This is a genomic window from Actinospica acidithermotolerans (assembly GCF_018139625.1).
GTDB classification, from domain to species: Bacteria; Actinomycetota; Actinomycetes; order Streptomycetales; family Catenulisporaceae; genus Actinospica; species Actinospica acidithermotolerans.
Genome location: NZ_JAGSOH010000011.1, coordinates 15,528 through 35,236 on the forward strand (window position 1 = coordinate 15,528; position 19,709 = coordinate 35,236).

At 68.6% G+C, this 19,709-nt stretch carries 17 protein-coding genes and 3 pseudogenes; 13 read left to right on the forward strand and 7 right to left on the reverse strand.

Going from position 1 to position 19,709, the window contains the following annotated elements:
- Positions 1-22: 22 nt before the first annotated feature.
- Complete coding sequence (locus KDK95_RS06550; RefSeq protein ID WP_212517113.1) at positions 23-616, reverse strand: flavodoxin family protein; 594 nt, start codon at positions 614-616, stop codon at positions 23-25.
- 128 nt (positions 617-744) lie between these two features.
- On the opposite strand from KDK95_RS06550, the gene KDK95_RS06555 reads away from it, so the two are divergent.
- Positions 745-1,530: a TetR/AcrR family transcriptional regulator gene (locus KDK95_RS06555; protein WP_212517114.1), complete on the forward strand. Its 786-nt coding sequence runs from the start codon at positions 745-747 to the stop codon at positions 1,528-1,530.
- Positions 1,531-1,709: 179 nt separating this feature from the next.
- On the forward strand, positions 1,710-1,838 hold the full coding sequence (locus KDK95_RS36740; protein ID WP_282971246.1) for a hypothetical protein: 129 nt from the start codon (positions 1,710-1,712) through the stop codon (positions 1,836-1,838).
- A gap of 110 nt (positions 1,839-1,948) precedes the next feature.
- On the opposite strand, the gene KDK95_RS06560 is transcribed toward KDK95_RS36740, so the two are convergent.
- Positions 1,949-2,344, reverse strand: a complete 396-nt coding sequence (locus KDK95_RS06560) for an alpha-L-fucosidase (RefSeq protein ID WP_212517115.1) — start codon at positions 2,342-2,344, stop codon at positions 1,949-1,951.
- A 205-nt stretch (positions 2,345-2,549) separates the two neighbouring features.
- Positions 2,550-4,034: pseudogene (locus KDK95_RS06565) on the reverse strand (IS1182 family transposase); the annotation flags it as partial.
- Here KDK95_RS06565 and KDK95_RS06575 point away from each other — a divergent pair.
- Positions 4,026-4,747 (forward strand): annotated as a pseudogene (locus tag KDK95_RS06575) (IS5 family transposase); the annotation flags it as partial. The pseudogenes KDK95_RS06565 and KDK95_RS06575 overlap by 9 nt on opposite strands.
- A 15-nt stretch (positions 4,748-4,762) precedes the next feature.
- A pseudogene (locus tag KDK95_RS06580) lies at positions 4,763-5,169 on the forward strand (ricin-type beta-trefoil lectin domain protein); the annotation flags it as partial.
- A 191-nt stretch (positions 5,170-5,360) separates the two neighbouring features.
- On the opposite strand, the gene KDK95_RS06585 reads toward KDK95_RS06580, so the two are convergent.
- Positions 5,361-6,014: a TetR/AcrR family transcriptional regulator gene (locus KDK95_RS06585; RefSeq protein WP_212517116.1), complete on the reverse strand. Its 654-nt coding sequence runs from the start codon at positions 6,012-6,014 to the stop codon at positions 5,361-5,363.
- Positions 6,015-6,147: 133 nt separating this feature from the next.
- Here KDK95_RS06585 and KDK95_RS06590 point away from each other — a divergent pair, with 133 nt between their 5' ends.
- The 4 genes from KDK95_RS06590 to mhpA all read left to right on the forward strand — a co-directional run bounded on the left by KDK95_RS06590 (position 6,148) and on the right by mhpA (position 11,871).
- Positions 6,148-7,278, forward strand: coding sequence for a VOC family protein (locus tag KDK95_RS06590; protein ID WP_212517117.1), 1,131 nt, complete (start codon positions 6,148-6,150; stop codon positions 7,276-7,278).
- A gap of 76 nt (positions 7,279-7,354) precedes the next feature.
- A complete protein-coding gene (locus KDK95_RS06595; RefSeq protein ID WP_212517118.1) occupies positions 7,355-8,296 on the forward strand; it encodes a fumarylacetoacetate hydrolase family protein in 942 nt (313 codons plus the stop codon).
- 26 nt (positions 8,297-8,322) lie between these two features.
- The gene (locus tag KDK95_RS06600) at positions 8,323-10,194 is read left to right on the forward strand and encodes an acyl-CoA synthetase (protein WP_372463274.1); all 1,872 of its coding nucleotides are present in this window, start codon (positions 8,323-8,325) and stop codon (positions 10,192-10,194) included.
- A 156-nt stretch (positions 10,195-10,350) separates the two neighbouring features.
- Positions 10,351-11,871, forward strand: coding sequence for a bifunctional 3-(3-hydroxy-phenyl)propionate/3-hydroxycinnamic acid hydroxylase MhpA (mhpA, locus tag KDK95_RS06605; protein ID WP_372463272.1), 1,521 nt, complete (start codon positions 10,351-10,353; stop codon positions 11,869-11,871).
- A gap of 98 nt (positions 11,872-11,969) precedes the next feature.
- Here the strand turns inward: mhpA and KDK95_RS06610 are convergent, their stop codons facing one another.
- Together KDK95_RS06610 and KDK95_RS06615 are read right to left on the reverse strand one after the other, a co-directional pair.
- Entirely contained in the window at positions 11,970-12,653 is a 684-nt protein-coding gene (locus KDK95_RS06610) for a TetR/AcrR family transcriptional regulator (RefSeq protein WP_212517121.1), read from the reverse strand.
- Positions 12,654-12,715: 62 nt separating this feature from the next.
- Complete coding sequence (locus KDK95_RS06615) at positions 12,716-13,726, reverse strand: PucR family transcriptional regulator (protein ID WP_212517122.1); 1,011 nt, start codon at positions 13,724-13,726, stop codon at positions 12,716-12,718.
- Positions 13,727-14,102: 376 nt separating this feature from the next.
- Between KDK95_RS06615 and KDK95_RS38795 the strand changes: the two genes are divergently transcribed.
- Complete coding sequence (locus tag KDK95_RS38795) at positions 14,103-14,318, forward strand: DUF7455 domain-containing protein (RefSeq protein WP_443612917.1); 216 nt, start codon at positions 14,103-14,105, stop codon at positions 14,316-14,318.
- Positions 14,319-14,369: 51 nt separating this feature from the next.
- Here KDK95_RS38795 and KDK95_RS06620 read toward each other — a convergent pair whose 3' ends face one another.
- Positions 14,370-15,497 (reverse strand): glycosyl hydrolase family 8, encoded by a 1,128-nt coding sequence (locus KDK95_RS06620; protein ID WP_212517123.1) that lies wholly within the window; start codon positions 15,495-15,497, stop codon positions 14,370-14,372.
- Between the two features lie 643 nt (positions 15,498-16,140).
- Between KDK95_RS06620 and KDK95_RS06625 the strand changes: the two genes are divergently transcribed.
- Genes KDK95_RS06625 through istB form a run of 4 tightly spaced genes read left to right on the forward strand, consistent with a single transcriptional unit; the run spans position 16,141 to position 19,386 of the window.
- Positions 16,141-16,947 carry a transposase family protein gene (locus KDK95_RS06625; protein WP_212516610.1) on the forward strand — a complete coding sequence of 269 codons (807 nt, stop codon included), beginning with the start codon at positions 16,141-16,143 and terminating at the stop codon, positions 16,945-16,947.
- Positions 16,929-18,425, forward strand: a complete 1,497-nt coding sequence (gene istA, locus KDK95_RS06630; RefSeq protein ID WP_212517175.1) for an IS21 family transposase — start codon at positions 16,929-16,931, stop codon at positions 18,423-18,425. The genes KDK95_RS06625 and istA overlap by 19 nt, the downstream gene beginning before the upstream one ends.
- Complete coding sequence (locus KDK95_RS06635) at positions 18,422-18,613, forward strand: hypothetical protein (RefSeq protein ID WP_212517124.1); 192 nt, start codon at positions 18,422-18,424, stop codon at positions 18,611-18,613. The genes istA and KDK95_RS06635 overlap by 4 nt, the downstream gene beginning before the upstream one ends.
- On the forward strand, positions 18,613-19,386 hold the full coding sequence (gene istB / locus KDK95_RS06640) for an IS21-like element helper ATPase IstB (RefSeq protein WP_212517125.1): 774 nt from the start codon (positions 18,613-18,615) through the stop codon (positions 19,384-19,386). The genes KDK95_RS06635 and istB overlap by 1 nt, the downstream gene beginning before the upstream one ends.
- Positions 19,387-19,709 lie beyond the last annotated feature (323 nt).

A 19,709-nucleotide genomic window follows, 5' to 3' on the forward strand; every position in this document is an offset into this window, starting at 1 on the left:
GTGACGTCACACAAGACGTCGATCAACCAGCGAGCGTGGCGCGGCCGGCCTGGTGGATGCGGGTGATCTCTGCGACGCGGGCGCCGAGGTGGCGTGCCGTGGTCAGGTCGGCCGCGTGCACGGCGTCCGGGCCCTGGTCGTTCCAGGTCTGGGCGCCCGCGCCCAGATAGAAGCCGAGGCGGTTGTCCTCGTGCTCGGTGCTGGTGGTGGTGTTCCACCCGGGGAGCAGGCCCAGGCTGATCCAGTGCATGCCGTGCTGTGCGGCGAGCATGGACAGGTACTGCAGGGTGTGCAGCTTGTCGCCGCTCATCGATCCGGAGTTGGTGAACCCGGACGCGAGCTTGTCCTGCCACTGCCGGGTCATCCAGCGCTTCGAGGTCGCCTCGGCGAACGCGTGGAACGCCCCGGCCGCCGATCCCATGTAGGTCGGCGTTCCGAAGATGATCGCGTCGCTGTCGTCGAGGATCGTCCACCTCTCGTCGGTCATGTCGGCCACGTCGACCAGGGTGGCGCGGGCTGCGGGCACCGACTCGATGCCGTCGCGGACGGCCTTGGCGATCTCGAGGGTGTGTCCGTACCCGGAGTAGTAGGCGATGGCTACGCGAATGTGGGGCATGTCGGGCTCCTTCGTCGTGCGGAATCGGCGGTCGGAACTGACGCGGACCGCTCGTTGTTGACGTTGATAACGCTATAGGCGTGACACTGTAGCTGTCAACGTCAACGGATCTCCGTTATCATTGGCACATGAACCCAGAGGAACGACGCGGCGGGCCGGACCGGCAGCGTGAGCTCATTCTGAGCGCGGCGGTGAATCTGCTCGCCGAGGCCGGGCCGTCCGGCCTGTCCACCCGGGCGGTCGCGGCGGCAGCCGGAGTGCAGACGCCGACGCTGTACCGGCTCTTCGCGGACAAGGACGGACTGCTCGACGCCGTGGCCGACTTCGGCTTCGAGAGCTACCTGGCCGAAAAGCGCGCGTTCGAGACCAGCGACGACCCGATCGACGACCTGCGGCGCGGCTGGGACGTGCACGTCCAGTTCGGCTTGGCCAACCCCGCCATCTACACCCTGATGTACGGGAACGCGCAGCCCGGGCGGCGACCCGCCGCGGCTGCGGAGAACCGCGCCATCATGCGCGCCATGCTCGAACGCGCCAACGCGCAAGGCCTGCTCCGCGTGCCCGTCGAGACGGCCACCGTGGCCATCGAGGCCTCGACGACCGGCTCGGTGCTGCTTCTCCTGGCCCTGCCCGAACAGGCGCGGCACGCCGGGCTGATCCGGCCGCTGCGCGACATCGTGCTCGACGCCGTGACGGAGCGGACGGCATCGCGCGACGACCGCTCCCCCATCGCCGACCGCGCCCAGGCGCTGCTCGGGATCATCACCCCGGCCGGCGGCACCGACCCCGTGACCGACGCCGGATTCAGCGTCTTCGAAGCCGGCCTGCTGCGCGAATGGCTCGCCCGGCTCGAGGAGGCCGCCCAACGATCCGCCGGTGGCAGCGACCCGGCGCAGGGTGGCGGCGCTGAGTAGCCCGACACATGCCACTTGGCGCACTGCACGATGAAAGGCCACAGCGTCGTGATTCGAATACCCCTGAGCGATTGCATCCTGCCTGCCAGTGGCTTCTGCGGCTGAGTCTCCCGAACGGGTTCAACGCATGATGCTCGGTGAAGCGGCCATCGAGGGCGGCGACCGGTCCGGATATGCGGATGCGAAACCGCCCCTTCGCGCGGCCGACGAGCACCACCGCATCGCGCTCCCCCGCGATCAACGCCTCCGGCATCGAGCGCCCCGAGGCACCGAGCAGATCTGTCAGCACGATCGAGATCTTGATCTGAGCGTCCTCCAGCATCTTCTTCAGGACGCTGAACCTGCCGCGTCCGCTCCCCCAGCAGACTCGCACAATGCCGCGTGAGATCACGCAACTGCCGAATCGGCTCCGGCGCCACTAACGACGCCTTGACCAGTCCGCACTCGGCCAAGCGGCACAGCCACACTGCGTCCAGCACATCGGTCTCACGCCCGAGAAGACCCTTGACATGCGCCGGATGCTGACGTGGTCGATGAGCGAGTGCAGCATCGTCTGGGTGTCGTACAGGGTGATGCCGGTGACGTAGCACCACGTGGAGGCGTAGACGCTGTCGTCGGTGAGCCAGTACGGAGTCAGGATGCTGCCGGCGCCGCCGCGTTCGTAGTCGAAGACCTCGCCGAGGCTGTCGAACCCGTCCTTGTACGTGGCCACCACGTCCTTGTTCCAGGGCACCGCCGCGTTGTAGTAGTCGGCCAGGAACTGCAGCCGGTAGGACTCCTCCACCCCGCTCAGGTCGAAGTCCTGCCAGATCACGTCCGGCTAATGGCCGGCGACCGCCTCGTGCAGCTTGTTGCACCAAACGCCGTGCAAGCCGACATCGACGCTGCCGGATACGCCCCCGGCAGCGGCACTAGAAGTCTGATGAAAATCTTCGTGTTCTGATTCGGCGGGTCGGCGTAGCCGGCCCGCTGCTTTCCTGTTCACGCTGGTGTCGGCAGGTTCCAGCGCCCGTGGGTGCGGTTAAGGCGAGGTTGACGAGGGTGCGTAGGTTCAATGCGGCGGCGCGGGTGTGGATCCAGGTGTTGTTCGCGGTGGTGCCGCGGTAGCGCAGGCGCCGGTTGCCGTGGGCGACGAGCCAGGCCACGGCGCGCTCGACCGGTGGCCGCCAGCGGCGGTAGGCGGTCTGCCAGTCGGGGTCGGTGGCGGCTTTTCGGCGGGCGGCGGCCTGCTGGTCGTGGTGGGGGCGGATGGTCAGGACGCACCCGGCCTTGGCTTTCGTGCATCGCTCGCGCAGTGGGCAGGTGGGGCACTGGTCGAAGACCACTTTGCGCTGCCGGTGGATTCCACCGGGTGGGGTGAGGCGGACGGTGTGCCCGTTGGGGCAGGTCACCACGCCTGCGGTGGTGTCGATGGCGAACTCGTCGAGGCTGAATCCATCGGGCACGGCCGTGGTCAGGGGTGCGGGTTTGAGGAACAGGTGGTGTCCGCGCTCGCGGAGTGTGGCGCCGGCCTGTCCGCTGCTGTAGGCGGTGTCGCCGAAGATCTCGAGGTCGGCTGTCTGATCGTCCTGGTCGAGCAGGTCGAGCGCGACGGTGGCCTCGTGATGCTGCGCTCCGGCGCCGGCGCGGATGGCCACGGCGGTGTAGATCCCGGTCTCCGGCTCGATCGCGAGGTGGGCTTTGTACCCGTCCTGCTTGTGGCTTCGGGTCTTGTGCACGTGCCGGGCCTCGGGATCGACGGTGGAGATGACCCGGTCCGGTGCGGTGCCGCGGGTGATGCGCCAGCGTCCGTCACCCCCGTCCGAGCCGTCTGCCGGTTCCACGTCCTGGCCGGCCACGAGGGCGAGCAGGCCGAGCGCGTCGGCGGCCTTCGGGCCCTGCTCGCGCTCGGGCAGGGCTGCGAGCAGCCGGATCGCGTCGGTGACCAGCGCGTCGACCAGGTCGGCGCGGGCCGCCTGGTCGTTCCAGGCGATCTTCGGTTTGCCGGGGTCGGTGTAGTCGTGTCCGATACACACGGCCGCGATGACCTCGTCGGCCCCGGGTACCTCGCGGCCGACGCGCCGGATCGCGGCGATGATCTGGGTGACGGTGTCCTGGGTGGCGACCGCGTCGTCGAGCACCGTGGAGTCCAGTGCCCGGCGCACCCTGCCCTTGAGCACGCCGGTCTCCGAGACCACGGCCCGCACGGCGGTGAAGATGCGCTGCGGGTCGGCCGAGCGCGACAGACGGCGGCGGAAGTAGGCCAGCAGCGAGGAGTCGAACGCGGTGTCATACAGCCCGAGTCCGCATGCGGCCTTCCACCGCAGGTCGCAGCGCAACTCCTGGACCGTCTCGATATCCGAGTGGCCGTGCAGGGCCTGCAGGGTGACCGCGGCCGCCAGGATCTGCGGCGGCATCGAGGGACGGCCGTTGCGCGAGGGATACATGTCCGCGAACATCGCAGGCGGGAACAGCGCCTCCCGATGCTCGGCCAAAAACGCGAACACGCTCGAGGGCGGAATCAGCTCCCGGGGGCCGGGATGGCCGTGTCGGGTGAGGTGCTCGACGCGCTTGAGGCGGCGTTCACCGAGGAAAAAGGGGTTCCGCTCGAACAACAGGTGAGTTTTCGGTACCGGGTGGTGAAGGCGCGCCCGGTCCCGACGCGCCCGACGCGGCAAGCGATCCGGCGCGCGAGGAGCGCCGCCGTACGCGCCGACGGCGAAAGGCCCGGGCGCACGCTGCCGGACTCGGCCGCTCCCGAGGCGGACTGACCAGCAAGATCCACCTGTCTGCGGACCGGGCCTGCCGACCGCTCTCGTTCGTCCTCACCCCCGGGCAGAGCGCCGACGGCCCGCAGTTGCGTGCCGTGCTGGAGAAGGTCAGGGTGCGCGGCCCGGTCGGGCGCCCGGCCACCCGTCCGCAGGCCGCTGCGGCAGACAAGGCCTACTCCTCGAAGGCCAACCGCGCCTACCTGCGCAAGCGGCGCATCAAGGGCGTGATCCCGGTCAAGGCCGACCAGGCCGCGAACCGGAAGAAGAAGGGCTCGCTCGGCGGACGCGAGTACGCCTTCGACTCCGAGTTGTACAAGGACAGGAACACGGTCGAACGCTGCATCAACAAGCTCAAGTCCTGGCGCGGCATCGCCACCCGCTACGACAAGACGCCTGAAAGCTACAGCGCCGGCCTGCACCTGCGCGGCTCGCTCATCTGGCTCCGCAGCCTAAGGCCCGCCACATGATCCGAACTCGATACAGGCCCTAACACCGGAGCCCTGCAGGCGGATGGCGCGAGCAAGTGTCTCGACGACCCGAACGGCAGTACGGCCGGTGGCAGATGCAGATCTGGGGCCGCAACGGGCGGGCGGACCAGACGTGGACGCACACCTCGTCGGGCCAGTTGACCGTCACCAATAACGGCATGAGCGACTGCCTGGACGCTAACGTCCAGGGCACCGTACCCGGCACGAAGGTGATCATCTGGCCCTGCAACGGCCAGAGCAACCAGCAGTGGCAGTTCGACTCCGACGGCACCGTCACCGGAGTGCAGTCAGGGCTCCGCCTCGATGTGACCGGAGCGTCGACCGCCGACGGCGCGCTGTCGTTTCGAGGACCGCGCAGCACGGCCTGTTTCGCGCGGGAACCGGCCCCGGGACCCCGATGATCGTCGGGTTCAACGACGAGTACCGGAAGGTCTACGGCCTCGAGCCGATCCGCCGTGCGCTCACCGCGCATGGAATACGGACCGCACCGCCGACCTACCGCAAGGCCCACTCGCGTCCGCCCTCGTAGCGCGTCCTTCCGGCGCCAACTGGCCGCGGACGCTCAATGATCGGCACACCGGCTCCAGCGACCTCACACAGCGCCGAGCCTGCCGACGGTGGTGTCGAGGTCGGGTAGCGGCCGCGTGCAGATCTCGTGTGCTTCGGCGGCGCCGAGGCCGAGCATGCGCAGCACGTCTTCGGTCACCAGGTCGGTGGTCGCCGCATCGTCGCGCTCCGGCTGATCATGCAGTAACCAGCCCAGGCTCAGCGCGGCGCCGGCGACCGTCACGAGCGCCAGTTCGGGGTCGCGCACGGTGAATCGGCCGTCTCGGACGGCGGCCTCGATGTCGCGCCGCGCGCGGGGCGCCAGACCGTCGTCCGAGGTGGTCAGCGCGAAGCCGTAGTGCAGCAGCACCTTGCTCAGGGCCGGTTGCCTGCGGTGCAGTCGTCCGGTCAGGCGGAAGCTCTGCGCGAAGACGTGCGCCGGGTCTTCGAGACCCGCGGTCAGCTCGTCCAGCAGCGCACCCTGGGCTTCCAGCGCGGCATCCAGCGCCGCCCGGTGCAACTGCTCCCTGTTCTCGAAGTGGTTGTAGAACGACCCCATCCCCACGTCCGCGGCCTGGGTGATCTCCAGGATCGGCGCGTTCGTCCGGCCGGCCGCGATGAGCGTCTGAGCGGCCCGGATCAGTGCCGAGCGCGTTCCGGCTTTGCGTCGCTCCAGTCGGCTCACGGCTTGCTCGGGCATGGCGTCCTCCCTCCGAATCCGACCGGCTCAGCATAGCGGAAGCAGTCACTGATGAGGAATTCGTCAGAAGTCCTTGACTGACGACACGAGCGTGACTGACGATATCGTCAATTACACGAAGGAGTGTGGCCCCGTGATCGACGAAGATCCGCACACCGGTCTGCACAGCGAGCACGGCGCGCGCGCCGGCGAGCACCCCGGGCGCGCCGGGAACCCGGTGATCAAGGTTTGCGACCTGGCCTGGCTGGAGTTCGTCAAGCCCGATCTGGAGCGCGCTGCGATGTTCGCGGCGGCGTTCGGGTTAACCACGTCGCTGCGCACCGAGAACGAACTGCACCTGCGCGGTACCGATCCGGGCTCGGCATGCGTGATCATCCGCAGGGGCACTCGGTCGGCGTTCCTCGGCCCGGCGTTCCGGGCGGCCGAGCCGCGTGACGTGAAGCGGCTGGCGGAGGCCGCCGGGCAACGCGTCACCGAACTGCCGGAGCAACTGGGCGGAAGCTTTGTCGACCTGACCGATCCCAGCGGTCTGCGCGTCCGGGTCGTCGCCGGGGCACGAGACTTGCCCGCGTTGCCGCCGCAGGTGCCGCTCACACTCAACTTCGGCCACGAGGCACGGCGCACCAACGCCACGCAGCGTCCGCCGCGTGAGCCCGCGCATGTGCAACGGCTCGGGCACGTCGTGCTGCAATCGACGAAGTACCGCCAGACGCTGGATTGGTACCTTGAGCACCTCGGTCTGCTCGTCAGCGACTTCCTCTACTACCCAGGGCAGCGCGAACGCGGTCCCGTGATGAGCTTCATTCGCTGCGACCGCGGTGCCACCCCAGCCGATCACCACACGCTTGCGCTGACGCTCGGCCCCGCGAACCGGTACGTGCACTCCGCCTACCAGGTCGCCGACCTGGACACCCTGGCCGCGGGCGGCGAGTACCTGCGCGACTGCGGCTACCAACACTCCTGGGGTATCGGGCGACACATCCAGGGCAGCCAGCTCTTCGACTACTGGCGCGACCCGGACGGGTTCATGGTCGAGCACTTCAGCGACGGCGATCTGTTCGACAACACGCTCGAACCGGGCTGGGCCCCGATGAGCGCCTCCGGTCTCGCCCAGTGGGGCCCGCCGGCCACCGCCGACTTCCTCGGTATCAAACCGGGCAAGGAATCGCTTCGTGAACTGCTCGCGACGCTCCATTCGCTGCGCGAAGACAACGAGTTCGACGTACGCCGCCTGCTGGGCCTGCTGAAGGTAGCCCGCTCGTGAACTGCGCCCTCTCCCCCACGTCGGTTCACGCGCCGACGTGTAACTCCGCCCAATCCGCCCGTTTCCTGGAGAACCGTTGAGTACCTCGATCCTGCGCACTGCCGACGCCTGGTATGTCGCCACCACCGGCGGGGCCGTGAAGATCGCCACCGGCGCCCGGACGACCGGTGAACTGCTGGCCGACCGGTCGGCCATCGCGGCTGCCGCCGCGGGCGCGAGCACGGACCGCGTCGAGGATCTCGCGCTGGTCTCACCGGTGACCGCGCCCTGCCGTGTGGTCGCCCAGATGACCAACTTCGCCTCCCACGTGACGGACTCCGGGATGGACCCGAAGACCGTGCCGCTGACGTTCTTCCGCAAGGCCTCCGGGTCCATCAGCGGCCCGGCGGACGACGTGATCAAGCCCGCGCACGTCACCCTGCTCGACTACGAGGTCGAGATCGGATTGGTCGTCGGCCGCGGCATCCCGGTCGGCACTACGATCACGGCCGGTAGCCTGCACGAATACGTGGCCGGCCTGGTAGTGACCAACGACGTTTCGGCCCGCGACGTCCAACTGCCTAAGACCCAGTTCTACGAGGCGAAGTCCTATCCGAGCTTCACCCCGGTAGGGCCGGCGCTCGTCCTGCTCGAGGCCGACGAACTCAAACGGTTCACCGACCTCCGGCTGACGCTCTCGGTCAACGGGGCCTTGCGGCAGAACGCGCTCGTCGGCACAGACATGATCTACCGGCCGCTGGAGGCGCTGCGGGCGCTGACCCGGTTCCAGCGGCTGGACGCCGGCGACCTGGTCCTGACCGGGACGCCTGCCGGCACCGCGCTTTCCGCGCCGCCCAAGGCCGTGGAGAAGATCGCCGGGCTGCTGCCCCCGGCGATGAAGTGGCGCATGTTCTTCAAGGGACAGGCGAAGAACCCGAAGTACCTGGCCGACGGCGACTTCGTCGAGGCCCGCGTCGCCACCGACGACGGCGCCATCGACCTCGGTACTCAGCGCACGATGGTGCGGTACGCGCGATGAGCGGAACCCTGACGAGCGGAACCCCGATGATCGAGGATCTGCTCTGGCCGCGCTACGCCGAACCCGCCGACCTCCTCGCGATCGAGGCGATTCCGCTCGCCGACCGTGCATTGCCGGAGTCGACCTACGCACTGCTGTCCCGTGCCGCCAGGCTGTGGCCGCAGCGCACGGCGGTCCGCGTACTGCCCGACGCCGCCCGCTGGGGCGAACCCGTCGACCGGACCTTCACCGGCCTGCTGTCCGACGTCAACCGCTATGCGAACCTGCTGCTCGAACTGGGTGTTCGGCGCGGTGACGCGGTCGCGCTGATGTCGCCCAACTGCACCGAACTGGTACCGGCTCTTCTGGCCGCTCAACTGGCCGGCATTGCCGCGCCGCTGAACGGCGGCCTGGCCCGCGACCATCTCACGGAACTGCTCCGCCTGTCCGGCGCACGTGTCCTGATCACTGCGGGGCCGGAACTGGCACCGGACATGTGGGACCGCGCGATGGCGCTGGCGGGGCTGCTCGACGCGATCCTCGTACTTCGCCCGACCGGCGCCACAGGCGCTCGGGCCGCGCTGCCCGCCCTCGACGGCGTGCGTGTGGGCTACCTCGACGAACTCGCCGCCGGGGCGGATCCTGACACTTTCGCCGGGCGGCCACCGCAGTCGTCGGACCTGGCCGCGCTGTTCCACACGGGCGGAACCACCGGTGCACCCAAGCTCGCCGCGCACACACATGCCAATGAAGTCGCCGACGCGTGGTCATTAGCTCTCAACTCATTGATGGCCGGAGACTCAGTAGTCTTCGCAGGCCTGCCGCTTTTCCATGTCAACGCCCTAGTTGTCACCCTGTTAACGCCGCTGTTCAAGGGCCAGCAGACGGTGTGGGCGGGTCCGCTCGGCTACCGCGATCCGGCCCTCTACGCGCAGTTCTGGAAGATCGTCGAGCACTACCGGATCGCCGCGATGAGCGCGGTGCCCACTGTGTACGCGGCACTCGCGCAGTGCCCTGTCGACGCCGACATCAGTAGTCTGCGCTTGCCCATGGTCGGCGCCTCGCCTCTGCCCGCCGCGGTCCGGGCGGAGTTCCAGTCCCGCACCGGCGTCGCGCTCCTCGAGGGCTACGGGCTCACCGAGGCCACGTGTGCCAGCGCTCGGAGCTTCCCCGACGATGCCAGACCGGACACGCTCGGCCAGCGCATGCCGTACCAGCAGATGAAGGTGCTGCGCCCGGGCACCTGGGAGGAGGTGCCGCCCGGCCAAGTCGGCGTGCTGGCCATCAGCGGTCCGACCGTCTTCCCCGGATACGTCGTCGCACGTGACGAGCACGGTCACGTTCTCGACGGACTCGCCAAGCTCAACGACGGCTGGCTGGACACCGGCGATCTGGCCCGCGTCGACGGTGACGGGTTCGTACGCCTGGCCGGCCGGGCCAAGGACCTCATCATCCGCGGCGGCCACAACATCGACCCCGCCATCATCGAGGACGTCTTGCTAGCTCACCCCGCGGTGACCGCCGCCTGCGCGGTCGGCGCCCCAGACGAGCACTCCGGCGAAGTGCCGGTCGCGTACGTGACCCTCTCCCCCGGGACCAAAGCCACCGAGGAGGACCTACTGGCCTGGGCCGCCAACCGCGCGCCCGAACGGCCCGCCGCGCCGAAGGCGGTCACGGTGCTCGACGCGTTGCCCGTCACCGCGATCGGCAAGCCCTACAAGCTCCCGCTGCGCGCCGATGCCGCCCGCCGCGCGATCGGCAAGGCACTGGCCGGCTTCAGCGGCGTAACCGTCGACGCGGTGATCGAGAACGGCGCCGTGGTGGCGAGGGTCGGCGTGCCCTCCGCACTCGACGGATCCGCGGTCAAAGACGTGTTGGACCGCTACGCCATCGCCTCGCGACTGGAGTCACGGCCGTGACCTCCCAAAGCCGGACTTGTTCCGTTTCCCTCCCGTCGTCTCCGGTCTGACCTTCTGACCTCAAGGACTCATCGTGATTGTGTTGACAACGAAGTCGACCCCGATAGCCGCGGCGCTTCCCGTGCTCGGCGCAGACCGTCTCTCCACTGTGGGGATGTGGTCGTGAACCCGCGAGTAGTGATCATCGGTGCGGGTCCCACCGGGCTGACCGCCGCGGCGCTGCTCACCCGGTACGGCGTCGAATGCGTGGTGCTGGAGCGGTGGGGAGCGGTTTACCCGCAGCCTCGCGCCGTGCACCTGGACGACGAGGTCTACCGCATCCTCGGGCGACTCGGGCTGGCCGAGGATTTCGCCGCGGTGTCCTGGCCGTGCCATGGTCTGCGGTTGCTGGATCCGGGCCTACGAGTGCTCGCCGAATTCCGTCGCGCCCCGGGCGACGGCCGCCACGGCTACCCGCAGGCGAACATGTTCGACCAGCCGGACCTCGAGCGGCTGCTGCGATCGCGATTGGAAGCGATCGGCGGTATCACCCCGCGCGGCGACACCGAGGTCACCTCGATCACCCAGAACGAGACCGGGCCGGTGCGGGTCGAGGTGACCGACCGCGTCACCGGCGCGCGCGAGACGATCCACGCGGACTACGTCCTGGGCTGTGACGGCGCCAACAGCCTTGCCAGGGCATCGATCGGCGCCATGATGACCGATCTGCGGTTCGATCAGCGCTGGCTCGTGGTCGACGTCGCCACGAGAACCGACCTCGGCGAGTGGGAGGGTGTGCACCAGGTCTGCAACCCGCAACGCGCCGCGACTTACATGCGCATCGGCAAGACCCGCTACCGCTGGGAACTCCGGTTGCTGCCAGGGGAAAGCGGCGAGGACTTCCGTGAACGAGACCGGCTGCATCCGCTCATCGCGCCGTGGACCAAGCACGTCCCGGCCGACGAACTGGAGATCGTCCGCGTCGCCGAGTACACGTTCCGCGCACAGATCGCAGACCGATGGCGAGATAGAAGGGTGTTCCTGCTCGGCGACGCCGCTCACCTGACCCCGCCGTTCATCGGCCAGGGCATGGGCGCCGGACTGCGCGACGCCGCAAACCTGGCGTGGAAACTCGCGGGGGTCATCGGCGGGACCCTTCCGGAGGATGTGCTCGCCTCTTATGAGGCGGAACGCAAACCGCACGCCCGGGCCATGGTCCGCATGGCCGTGCTGATCGGCAAGGCCATGACCGAAGGGGGCCGGTTCGGGGATCTGATCCGGAAGGTCGTCGCGCCCCGTCTGGCGCTCGTTCCCGCCCTCGCCGCGCACGTCCTCGACAGCGAGACACCCGCGCTGCGCCGGTCGATCCTGATCGAGCGGCCACGCCTGCGGCGAACCTTGGCGGGGCATCTATGCCCCAACACCGTTCTCGACGACGGACGCCGTCTCGACGACGTCGTAGCCGGCCGGTTCGCCGTCGTCACGGCACTCACGCCGTCGGAGGCTGATCGAACAGCGATACAAAGCTGCGGTGCGGTGCTCATCACCGCCCACCGCTCCGGCGAGCTGGACCGCTGGCTTCGCGCCGGCCGCACCGACGCCGCCATCGTCCGCCCAGACGGCACAGCGCTTCGGTCAAGCAACAGTCTGTCCCAACTGTGCCGGTCATTGCCGCGATTCACTGCGGCCTGGATCTGAGCGCCCGGCATGCCAACGAGTGAGCGGCCGACACACGGCGAGAGGACATGCGCCGGCCAGGGCGACCGGGGAATCGCCGCCCGAGGGGCGGGAGCGAGTTACGGCAGTTCGGACAGGGGTCGAGTGGCCAACTTACGAGCCTCCTCGAGCGGGAGGCCGAGCATCCGCAGCACGAGCTCGGCCATCTCCTCACCAGCGTGGGCGTCGAGATCGGCGACAGAGTTGAGCTGCAGCAAACCGACAACGGCGCCCCCGACGGCACTGAGGGCGACGGCGGGGTTGTCGATGTGGAAACGACCGGCCTTCTGGCCCTTGACCAGATCACGCAGCGCTCGCGGGCCGAGGCCGACCTCGGCATGCACATACTGGAGGCCGCGCAGCCGCAGAATCTGGGTGATCTCAGGATGCAGGACGGCCAGGCGCAGAGTGAGCCGGATACTGGCGGCGAACAGTTCGGCCGGATCCTCGATGTCCCTGTTCAGCTCGTCTACCAACTGACCGTACTCGTCCAACGCGTCGGCGACCGCGGCCTCGAACAGCGCTGCCTTGGTATCGAAGTGGTTGTAGAAGCTGCCGAATCCCACGTCGGCCCGCTGGGCGATCTCCTGGATACTCGCGTTCGTATCGCCGGTCTCGGCGAGGATCTGCCGCGCGGCCTTGACCAGGGCGTTCCGTGTATGCGCGCGCCGACGCTCGAAGCGGGAACCAGCAGAGGCGTCGAAGAAGTGGACGAGTGCGCCATCGGCAGCCTCTACGAATCCGCTCCGTTCTGCGCGGGTCATCGCAGTCTTCCTCTCAGAATCAGATTCGCTTTACCGGCTCCTCGCGATCCGTCTCACTCCGATCAGGCGAGGTTGTCGGCCTGCAGCGCGAGGGCCAGCTCTGATACGGCCTGCGGGTCGGCTAAGGTCCTGCCGGTGCGCTCGGTGACCCGGTTGAGCCGATACCGGACGGTGTTCGGATGGCAGAACAGCATCTGCGCGGCGGTGTCGACAGAGCCCCCGCACGCCAGCCAGGTCCTCAGGGTGCCGAGGAGCACTGCCCGGTCCTCTTCGGGCAACTGGTTGATGGAGCCGAGGACCGCGTCGGCCAGCTCCGCCATGACGTCCGGGGCGCTGGCGGCCAGCACCGCGAGCGGTGCCTTTTCGAACGCTGTGACCACGGCGGACCCGCGCGGGGCGCTGACCATGGCCAACGTGGCGAACCGGTGCGCTCGCCGCGCTCCGCTCAGCTCCTGGAACCGCGGACTGATCCCGCTTCGGTGCGGCCATGCCGTTGAGAGCACATCTGTCAGCGCCTCGAGCCATGCGGTCCCGCGAACCGCCACCACGCCTGCCACCGCGGCGTGTCCGGCGGCCCGCACCCACCAGGCAGACCGCAGACCCGCGACGCTCAACCCGCGTTCGACGACCCGGATCCCCTCCTGCTCGCCGATCTCCAAAGTCTCCGCCGCCACCACGACGTATGGGCCGTCATGTGGCAGCCTCAGTGCCTCCACGGTGTCCCACAGGGTCTGAGCGCGTTCGACGTGCCCGTCAAGGATCGCGCCGACGAGCGCCGAACGTTCGCGCTCTTGGGCTGCTGCCTTCTCCCCCGCCCGCTTGTCCGCCGACAGGACCGGCACCCGGAGCAAAGCGTCGAGATGCGCGCGGCATGTGCGCACGAGGACCTCACGTGCCGGATATTTATCGTGAGCGGCAACTTCCTTCATGATCTGGTCCGTTATGGCCTCGGCAAGCACATCACACCTGGCGGCCAGCACTGATGCCGGCAAACCGGCGTCTTCGGAAAAGTCTGCCGTTTCGGCAGACGTCCCCGTGGCTTCATATCTATCAGCGTGAGGCTCCAAAATCATTACGCCCTCTTGGTATTCGGGGAAAGCTCCGCATTGTCTTGACCAGGCTAACCGGTCGGTGCGGTCAGAGATATTTTGGCGGCGGTCATCGAATCGGCCCATCACTGTGATCGACCATTTCTTGGCATCGCGCGCTGTACAGCGCGAGAGCTCGTCTTACCGGCTGGCAGGTGTGGGCTACGTAGTGCCAGCCTCAGTGGTCGACTGTCGATTGCCGTGATGCGTGATCCGCCGAAGCAGGGTGATCATTCTTGGAACGTCCAAGCGGGCCACAGCGGTCCGCGGCTGGAAGTGCAGCCGCCATCAAAAGGGCGCAATAGACGGGAAATCGGCATAGAGCGCGGATCGATCTATGCGAGCCGTCGGATAGGCCGAGATGAACGAGACGTGCGACCGGTGTGGACCCGCGGTACGGGCTGCGTACCGCGTGCAAGAGCAAGGGGAACTCACGCTGTGCCGGCATTGTGCGCTGGACGTCTGGCCCACGCTGTCCGCGCAGGGCTGGAGCATACTGTCAATCGACGCCACCACGCTCGCGCCTCAAGCCGGCGAGCAGGACGACGCCCCGCGTGACGTGGGCGCGAATGAATGAAGGCAAAGCCCGAGCCCGGCCTCGAGGAGAGTGACGAGCCCGCAGGTTCATTCAGCAGCCGTTCAGCAGGCGGCTTCCGAGCAGGGTCTGGCCGAACGCGGCCCAGGCGCCACCGTAGTATCCGGGATCGCGTCGCTGCTCGCTCGCAGCCCGGCTGAGCAGGCTGTCGCTGGCGGCCGCGGCCCCGGCGGCGGCAGCGGCGGCAGCGGCGGCTGTGTAGGGCAGCGCGTTGACCGTTGGAGTCAGGATCGAGCCATCGAGCGTCAGAGCAAGGGCGCTGGAACGCCCGGGGAGCCGCAGTAACGCCCACCACTTGGCAGCCAGAGTCCTGGCCTGTGGGAGGCACGACGCGGCGAACCAGACGACCGTGCGTTGGGCATCGAGCCCGTACTGAGCCTCAGGGTAAACCGTGCCGTCAGCCGCCAGTCCTGCCCAGTCGGGCGGCAACAGCGCACCGGACCGGGTCAGTTGCTGAGCCAGGGCCACCGCACCGTCCGCTATGCGCAGCCACTGGTCGTTTCCGGTGAGGCGGGCCAGTCCGGTCAGCGCGGGCAGCGACCAGTAGCTCGGGTCCAGCGTGGCGGGACGGCCGGTGGCCCACGGGCCGGCTGCCAGGATGGACATTCCACCGGCGCCCGTGGTCAGCTCGAAATTCAGGACCGCGTCGGCGACGCGCATGCCGTCCTGATGCGGGCCGGCCGCGCCCGGCCCCTCGTAACGCAGCAGCGCCCACGCGATCAACAGGTCGGCGTCGCTGGCCGAGCCCGGGTCGAGAACGTGGCCCGCCGCGTCCGCATGCCAGGCGAAAAGGCCGTCCGGCAGTTGCAGATGATCCCGCGTCCAACCCCAGATGCGAACGAATAGATCGCTTCGGCCGGCGACCTCGGCCAGCAGCAAGCCATAGGCTTGGCCCTCGCTGACCGTGTCGCCGCCCTGATCCGGACGCCATACGCGACCGTCGGGGCGCACGTAGGAGGCGAGGAACCGGCCGGCCACCGGCGGCGGCTGACCGGAGGCGAGCGGCTCGGACGTTACTGCACCGACGGAGCCGCCCCCGTCGGCTATGGGACCGCTGCCGCTGCGCGCGCCCGCGAATGCGCTGAGCAGGCAGACGAGCAGTGGACACAAGAGGGCAACGACCCGTTCCGCAGCCATGCCTCGCGCCGGTCGTGTGGTCATCCGTGCTGGCCTCCCTCAGGTGTTGGACGTCGAACGCTACTGGTTACTGGTCTGCCACCCGCTCCGGCTCCGAGGAGAAGGCGAACGGAGGCAGCAGCGCAGCGCTGCGACGGAATCTCGCGGCCACACAACAGGTTCAGGGGAGAACCCGGAGCACGACATCAAGGGGAATGACCATATTCGCCCTGTGGACGTCCGGCTGTACCGGCGAGCTCTTGGCTTGTTCTCATTCCCTCCGAACAGGCGTAGTCTCAAACGAGATCCGGAGACGGTAAAGGTATTGTCCTGAACCCTGACACACCTTCTTCGCTGGAGTGACGGCGGACGTGGAAGAGTCGTGGTGGGCGGACATGTGAGTCCCGATCCGCGGACATGAGAAGTCTGGGTAGGCGGCCATCTGTAGCCGCGCGGTGACCGTGCGAGTTCCCGTCTTGATCCGTTAGCGAAGAGACCCCTCCGATGGGTTTTGCTGATGTTTGCACGCATTAGCTCAACCGCACCGAAGAGGTCCCGTGACGAAGTCTGGCAGGGAGATCGTGGAAATACTGAGCCTTTCCGATCGTCACCGGATCGGGGGACGTGACGGCCGAGGCTCCTCGCTTGTTGTTCGTCTGCCAAGAAGAACGCAAGCCGAGGAGCCTCGATGGTCACCTATGTTGCCCGACTGAACGTCGACCCGGACGTGGTTTCCGCCATCGAGAATCTGGTTGCCACTCGAAGGAGTGAGATCGGCTCGCCGTGGCGGGCGCTGACCTCGTTCGATCAGGCCGTGCTCTACCTGGTGTGGATCCGCCACGATTTCACCTTCGCCGAGCTCGGCGCGCATTTCGGCGTCTCGACCGATCGCGCCTGGGCGTACGCGACCGAGACCGCCGAGGTCCTCGCGGACAAGGCGCCGGATCTGGCGCAGGGCCTGAGCGAGGCCGGGCCGGAGCGACACGCGGTGCTCGACGGCACGCTGATCGCCACCGACCGCTGCTCGTCCGCCCCGGCCGGATCCGCCGGAGATAATCAGGATCCGTACTACTCCGGGAAGCACCACCGGCACGGCGTCAACGTCCAGGGCGTGATCGGACTGGACGGTGAGCTGCTGTTTCTGGGCGAGGCACGGTGCGGATCGACCCATGACACCGCGGCTGCCCGCGCCGACGGCATCATCGAGGCCGCGCACGCAGCGGACGTTGAGCTGGTCGCCGACCTCGGCTACCACGGCGTCGGCGGGACGGTGCGCACTCCGGTCAAGCGCAAGCCCGGACGCGGCATCTCGCCACGCGACCAGCGCGCCAACCGCGAGCACGCCCGCGTGCGCTGCCGAGGCGAACGCGGCTTCGCCCAGCTCAAGGTGTTCAAAGTGCTCCGCCGCGTACGCATCAGCCCGTGCCGGATCACCACGCTCGCCCGCTCGATCCACACCGTCATCAGGCTACGAGCATCACCTGCCCGAGTGTAGATCGGAAAGGCTCACTCAGGGCATACGACCTGACGCAGACCGTGTGGTCGGCCGCGCAGCTCGCGGGCTGCGACCCGAAGACGGTCGCGCGTTACGTCGAGGCACGGGATGCCGGTCGCAGTCCGTACGAGCGTGAGCGGCGGCCGCGGGCCATCGACCCGTTCCTGGACAAGATCGAGCAATGGGTGGAGGAGTCGGCCGGGAAGATCCGCGCCGACGTGGTGCACCGCAAGCTTTCGGCCATGGGGTTCGCGGGCAACGAGCGCTCGACGAGGCGGGCGGTGGCCGAGGCGAAGGCCGCCTGGAAGGCGGGCCGGCGCCGCACCTACCGGCCGTGGGTCCCGGAGCCCGGGCTCTGGTTGCAGGTGGACTGGGGCAAGGGGCCTGAGATTCAGGGCCGGAAGACCTGGCTGTTCTGCGCATGGCTGGCCTGGTCGCGGTTCCGGGTCGTGATCCCGGTGTGGGACTCGACCGTCGGGACGCTCGCGTCGAACCTGGATACGACGTTCCGCGCGATCGGCGGGGTTCCGACGTACGTGCTCTCGGACAACGCCAAGACCATCACGCTCGAGCACGTCGCCGGGGTTCCGGTGCGCCATCCACAAATGGTCGAGCTCGGCCGGCACTACGGCTGCTCGGTCGAATCGTGTGTCCCGTTCGACCCGGAGACCAAGGGCGGGGTCGAGGCCACCGTGAAGATCGCGAAGTGGGACCTGGTGCCCACCGGCGCGAACCTGCTGGGCGGATACGACTCCTTCGACGCCCTGGCCGAGGCCTGCGCAGTGTTCTGCGACCGGGTCAACAACCGGGTGCACCGGGAGACCGGAAAGACCCCGACGGCCAGGTTGGAGATCGAGCGCGGCACGCTGCACCGGGTCCCGCACGCCCCGTTCGCCCTCGCCGCCGGTGAACAGCGCCTGGTCGACGAGGGGCAGACGATCCGCTTCGGGTCGGTGCGCTACTCCACCCCGCCCGGACACGTGGGCACCTACGTCTACTGCCGGGTCGTGGGCGAGGATCTGGTCATCACCGCGGACACCAATGCGGGCCTGACCGAGATCACCCGCCACCGTCTGTCGACCCCGGGCAACCCGCGCATCAACGATGCGCACTACCCCAACCACCCCGGCGGCCGGGCGATCACCGCCCCCAGGCCGCGGCCGCGCACCCCGGCGGAGATCGCGTTCCTGCAGATCGGGCCGGGCGCCGAACGCTGGCTGACCGACGCCGCGGCCACCGGCGCCGCCCGCATCCGCGCCAAGATGGGCCACGCTCTCGAACTCGCCGCGCTGCTGGGCGCCGACGTGATCGACACCGCCTTGGACATGGCGGCCGAAGCCGGGCGCTTCGCCGACGGCGACCTGGCCTCCATCGCCGACCACGTCGCAGCCCTCGGCAGCCTTGGCGAGGTCACCCGCGCCGACGAGGCCCACTCCGTGCAACCCGGAACCTTCGGCTGGGACGCCTACGGCCGATGACCGCGAACCCGACCGCGGTCCCGCTCGAACGCCAGGACGCGCTCTACATCCGCGACGTACTCGACCTGGCCGACCGGTACCTGCGCAACCCCTGGCGGACCTCTGGCCTCGCGACCGGCATCGCCGCAGCCTGCGCCGACGGCGCCCAGCGCCTTGCCCGCCACCTCGACGAGAAGAAAGAACACTGATGGCCACCCCCTCAGCCCCGCCGATCCCCGACGACCTCGACCGGCTGCTGCGCCGCATGCGCCTGCCCTACCTGCGCAAAGCCGCACCCGACGTCCTCGCCACCGCCCGCGCCCAACGCTGGGACCCCGCCGAAGTCCTCAAAGTCCTGATCACCGAGGAGGTCGTCGGACGCGACGCCGCCACCCGGCGGCTACGCCGCACGACCGCGAACTTCCCCACCGGCAAGACCCTCGGCTCCTGGCGGCCGGAGGAGTCCACCATCCCGGAAGCGACCCAGAACGCGCTGGTCACCCTCGAATGGATCGGCCGCGCGGAGAACCTGGTAATCGCCGGACCCTCGGGTACGGGCAAAAGCCACCTCACCGAAGGCCTCGCACACGCCGCGATCGAGAAAGACCTGAAGGTCGCCTGGTTCACCCTCGAGACCCTGCACGCCGTCATCGCCAAGACGAAGATCGACGGCTCGACCGCACGCACCGTCGCCCGGATCTGCCGGGCCGACCTGATCGTCATCGACGACATCGGCATGCTCCCGGTCCAAGCCGAGGCCGCCGAGGCGTTCTACCGGATCATAGACGCCGCATACGAGAGACGCTCGATAGCCGTGACCAGCAACATTCACCCTTCAGGCTTTGACACGATCATGCCTAAGACCATTGCGACCGCTGCCGTCGACAGACTACTTCACCACGCGCATCTCGTCCTGACTTCCGGCGATTCGCACCGCCTCGCCCAGGCCCTGGCCGGCAAGGGGGTGGTCCCGTTGGCCTGACCACTCCAGCGGGAACCCCACGGCCGCCCACCAGGACATCGGTGGGCACCAGCCTGGACTTCTGCTGTCCGCCAGCCTCGCCATCCGCTGTCCGCCCAACAAGGTCACTTCGTGGCCGTTGACAGGCGGGCGAGCCGACAGTGGGGCGGCGGCCCGGGGCGTCACGCGTCCTCATCCGATCCCGCGCCAGACCGCGCTACCGGACCCGATGGGGACAGCTGGGCCGATCAAAGTTCGGCGTGTGACTTGCGGCCGCAGACTCACCAAGATCTTGCCGATGTGGGCGCTCCGCTCTTGGAGATGTGAAATGCGTCGACAATTCC

What these genes read in the sequence shown, in the direction of transcription:
- KDK95_RS38795 (WP_443612917.1), top strand. Translation starts at nt 14,103, where the DNA reads ATGAACGAGACGTGCGACCGGTGTGGACCCGCGGTACGGGCTGCGTAC.
- KDK95_RS06615 (WP_212517122.1), bottom strand. Translation starts at nt 13,726, where the DNA reads ATGATTTTGGAGCCTCACGCTGATAGATATGAAGCCACGGGGACGTCT.
- istB (WP_212517125.1), top strand. Translation starts at nt 18,613, where the DNA reads ATGGCCACCCCCTCAGCCCCGCCGATCCCCGACGACCTCGACCGGCTG.
- KDK95_RS36740 (WP_282971246.1), top strand. Translation starts at nt 1,710, where the DNA reads ATGCGAAACCGCCCCTTCGCGCGGCCGACGAGCACCACCGCATCGCGC.
- KDK95_RS06620 (WP_212517123.1), bottom strand. Translation starts at nt 15,497, where the DNA reads ATGACCACACGACCGGCGCGAGGCATGGCTGCGGAACGGGTCGTTGCC.
- KDK95_RS06550 (WP_212517113.1), bottom strand. Translation starts at nt 616, where the DNA reads ATGCCCCACATTCGCGTAGCCATCGCCTACTACTCCGGGTACGGACAC.
- KDK95_RS06625 (WP_212516610.1), top strand. Translation starts at nt 16,141, where the DNA reads ATGGTCACCTATGTTGCCCGACTGAACGTCGACCCGGACGTGGTTTCC.
- KDK95_RS06555 (WP_212517114.1), top strand. Translation starts at nt 745, where the DNA reads ATGAACCCAGAGGAACGACGCGGCGGGCCGGACCGGCAGCGTGAGCTC.
- KDK95_RS06635 (WP_212517124.1), top strand. Translation starts at nt 18,422, where the DNA reads ATGACCGCGAACCCGACCGCGGTCCCGCTCGAACGCCAGGACGCGCTC.
- KDK95_RS06610 (WP_212517121.1), bottom strand. Translation starts at nt 12,653, where the DNA reads ATGACCCGCGCAGAACGGAGCGGATTCGTAGAGGCTGCCGATGGCGCA.
- KDK95_RS06600 (WP_372463274.1), top strand. Translation starts at nt 8,323, where the DNA reads ATGATCGAGGATCTGCTCTGGCCGCGCTACGCCGAACCCGCCGACCTC.
- KDK95_RS06585 (WP_212517116.1), bottom strand. Translation starts at nt 6,014, where the DNA reads ATGCCCGAGCAAGCCGTGAGCCGACTGGAGCGACGCAAAGCCGGAACG.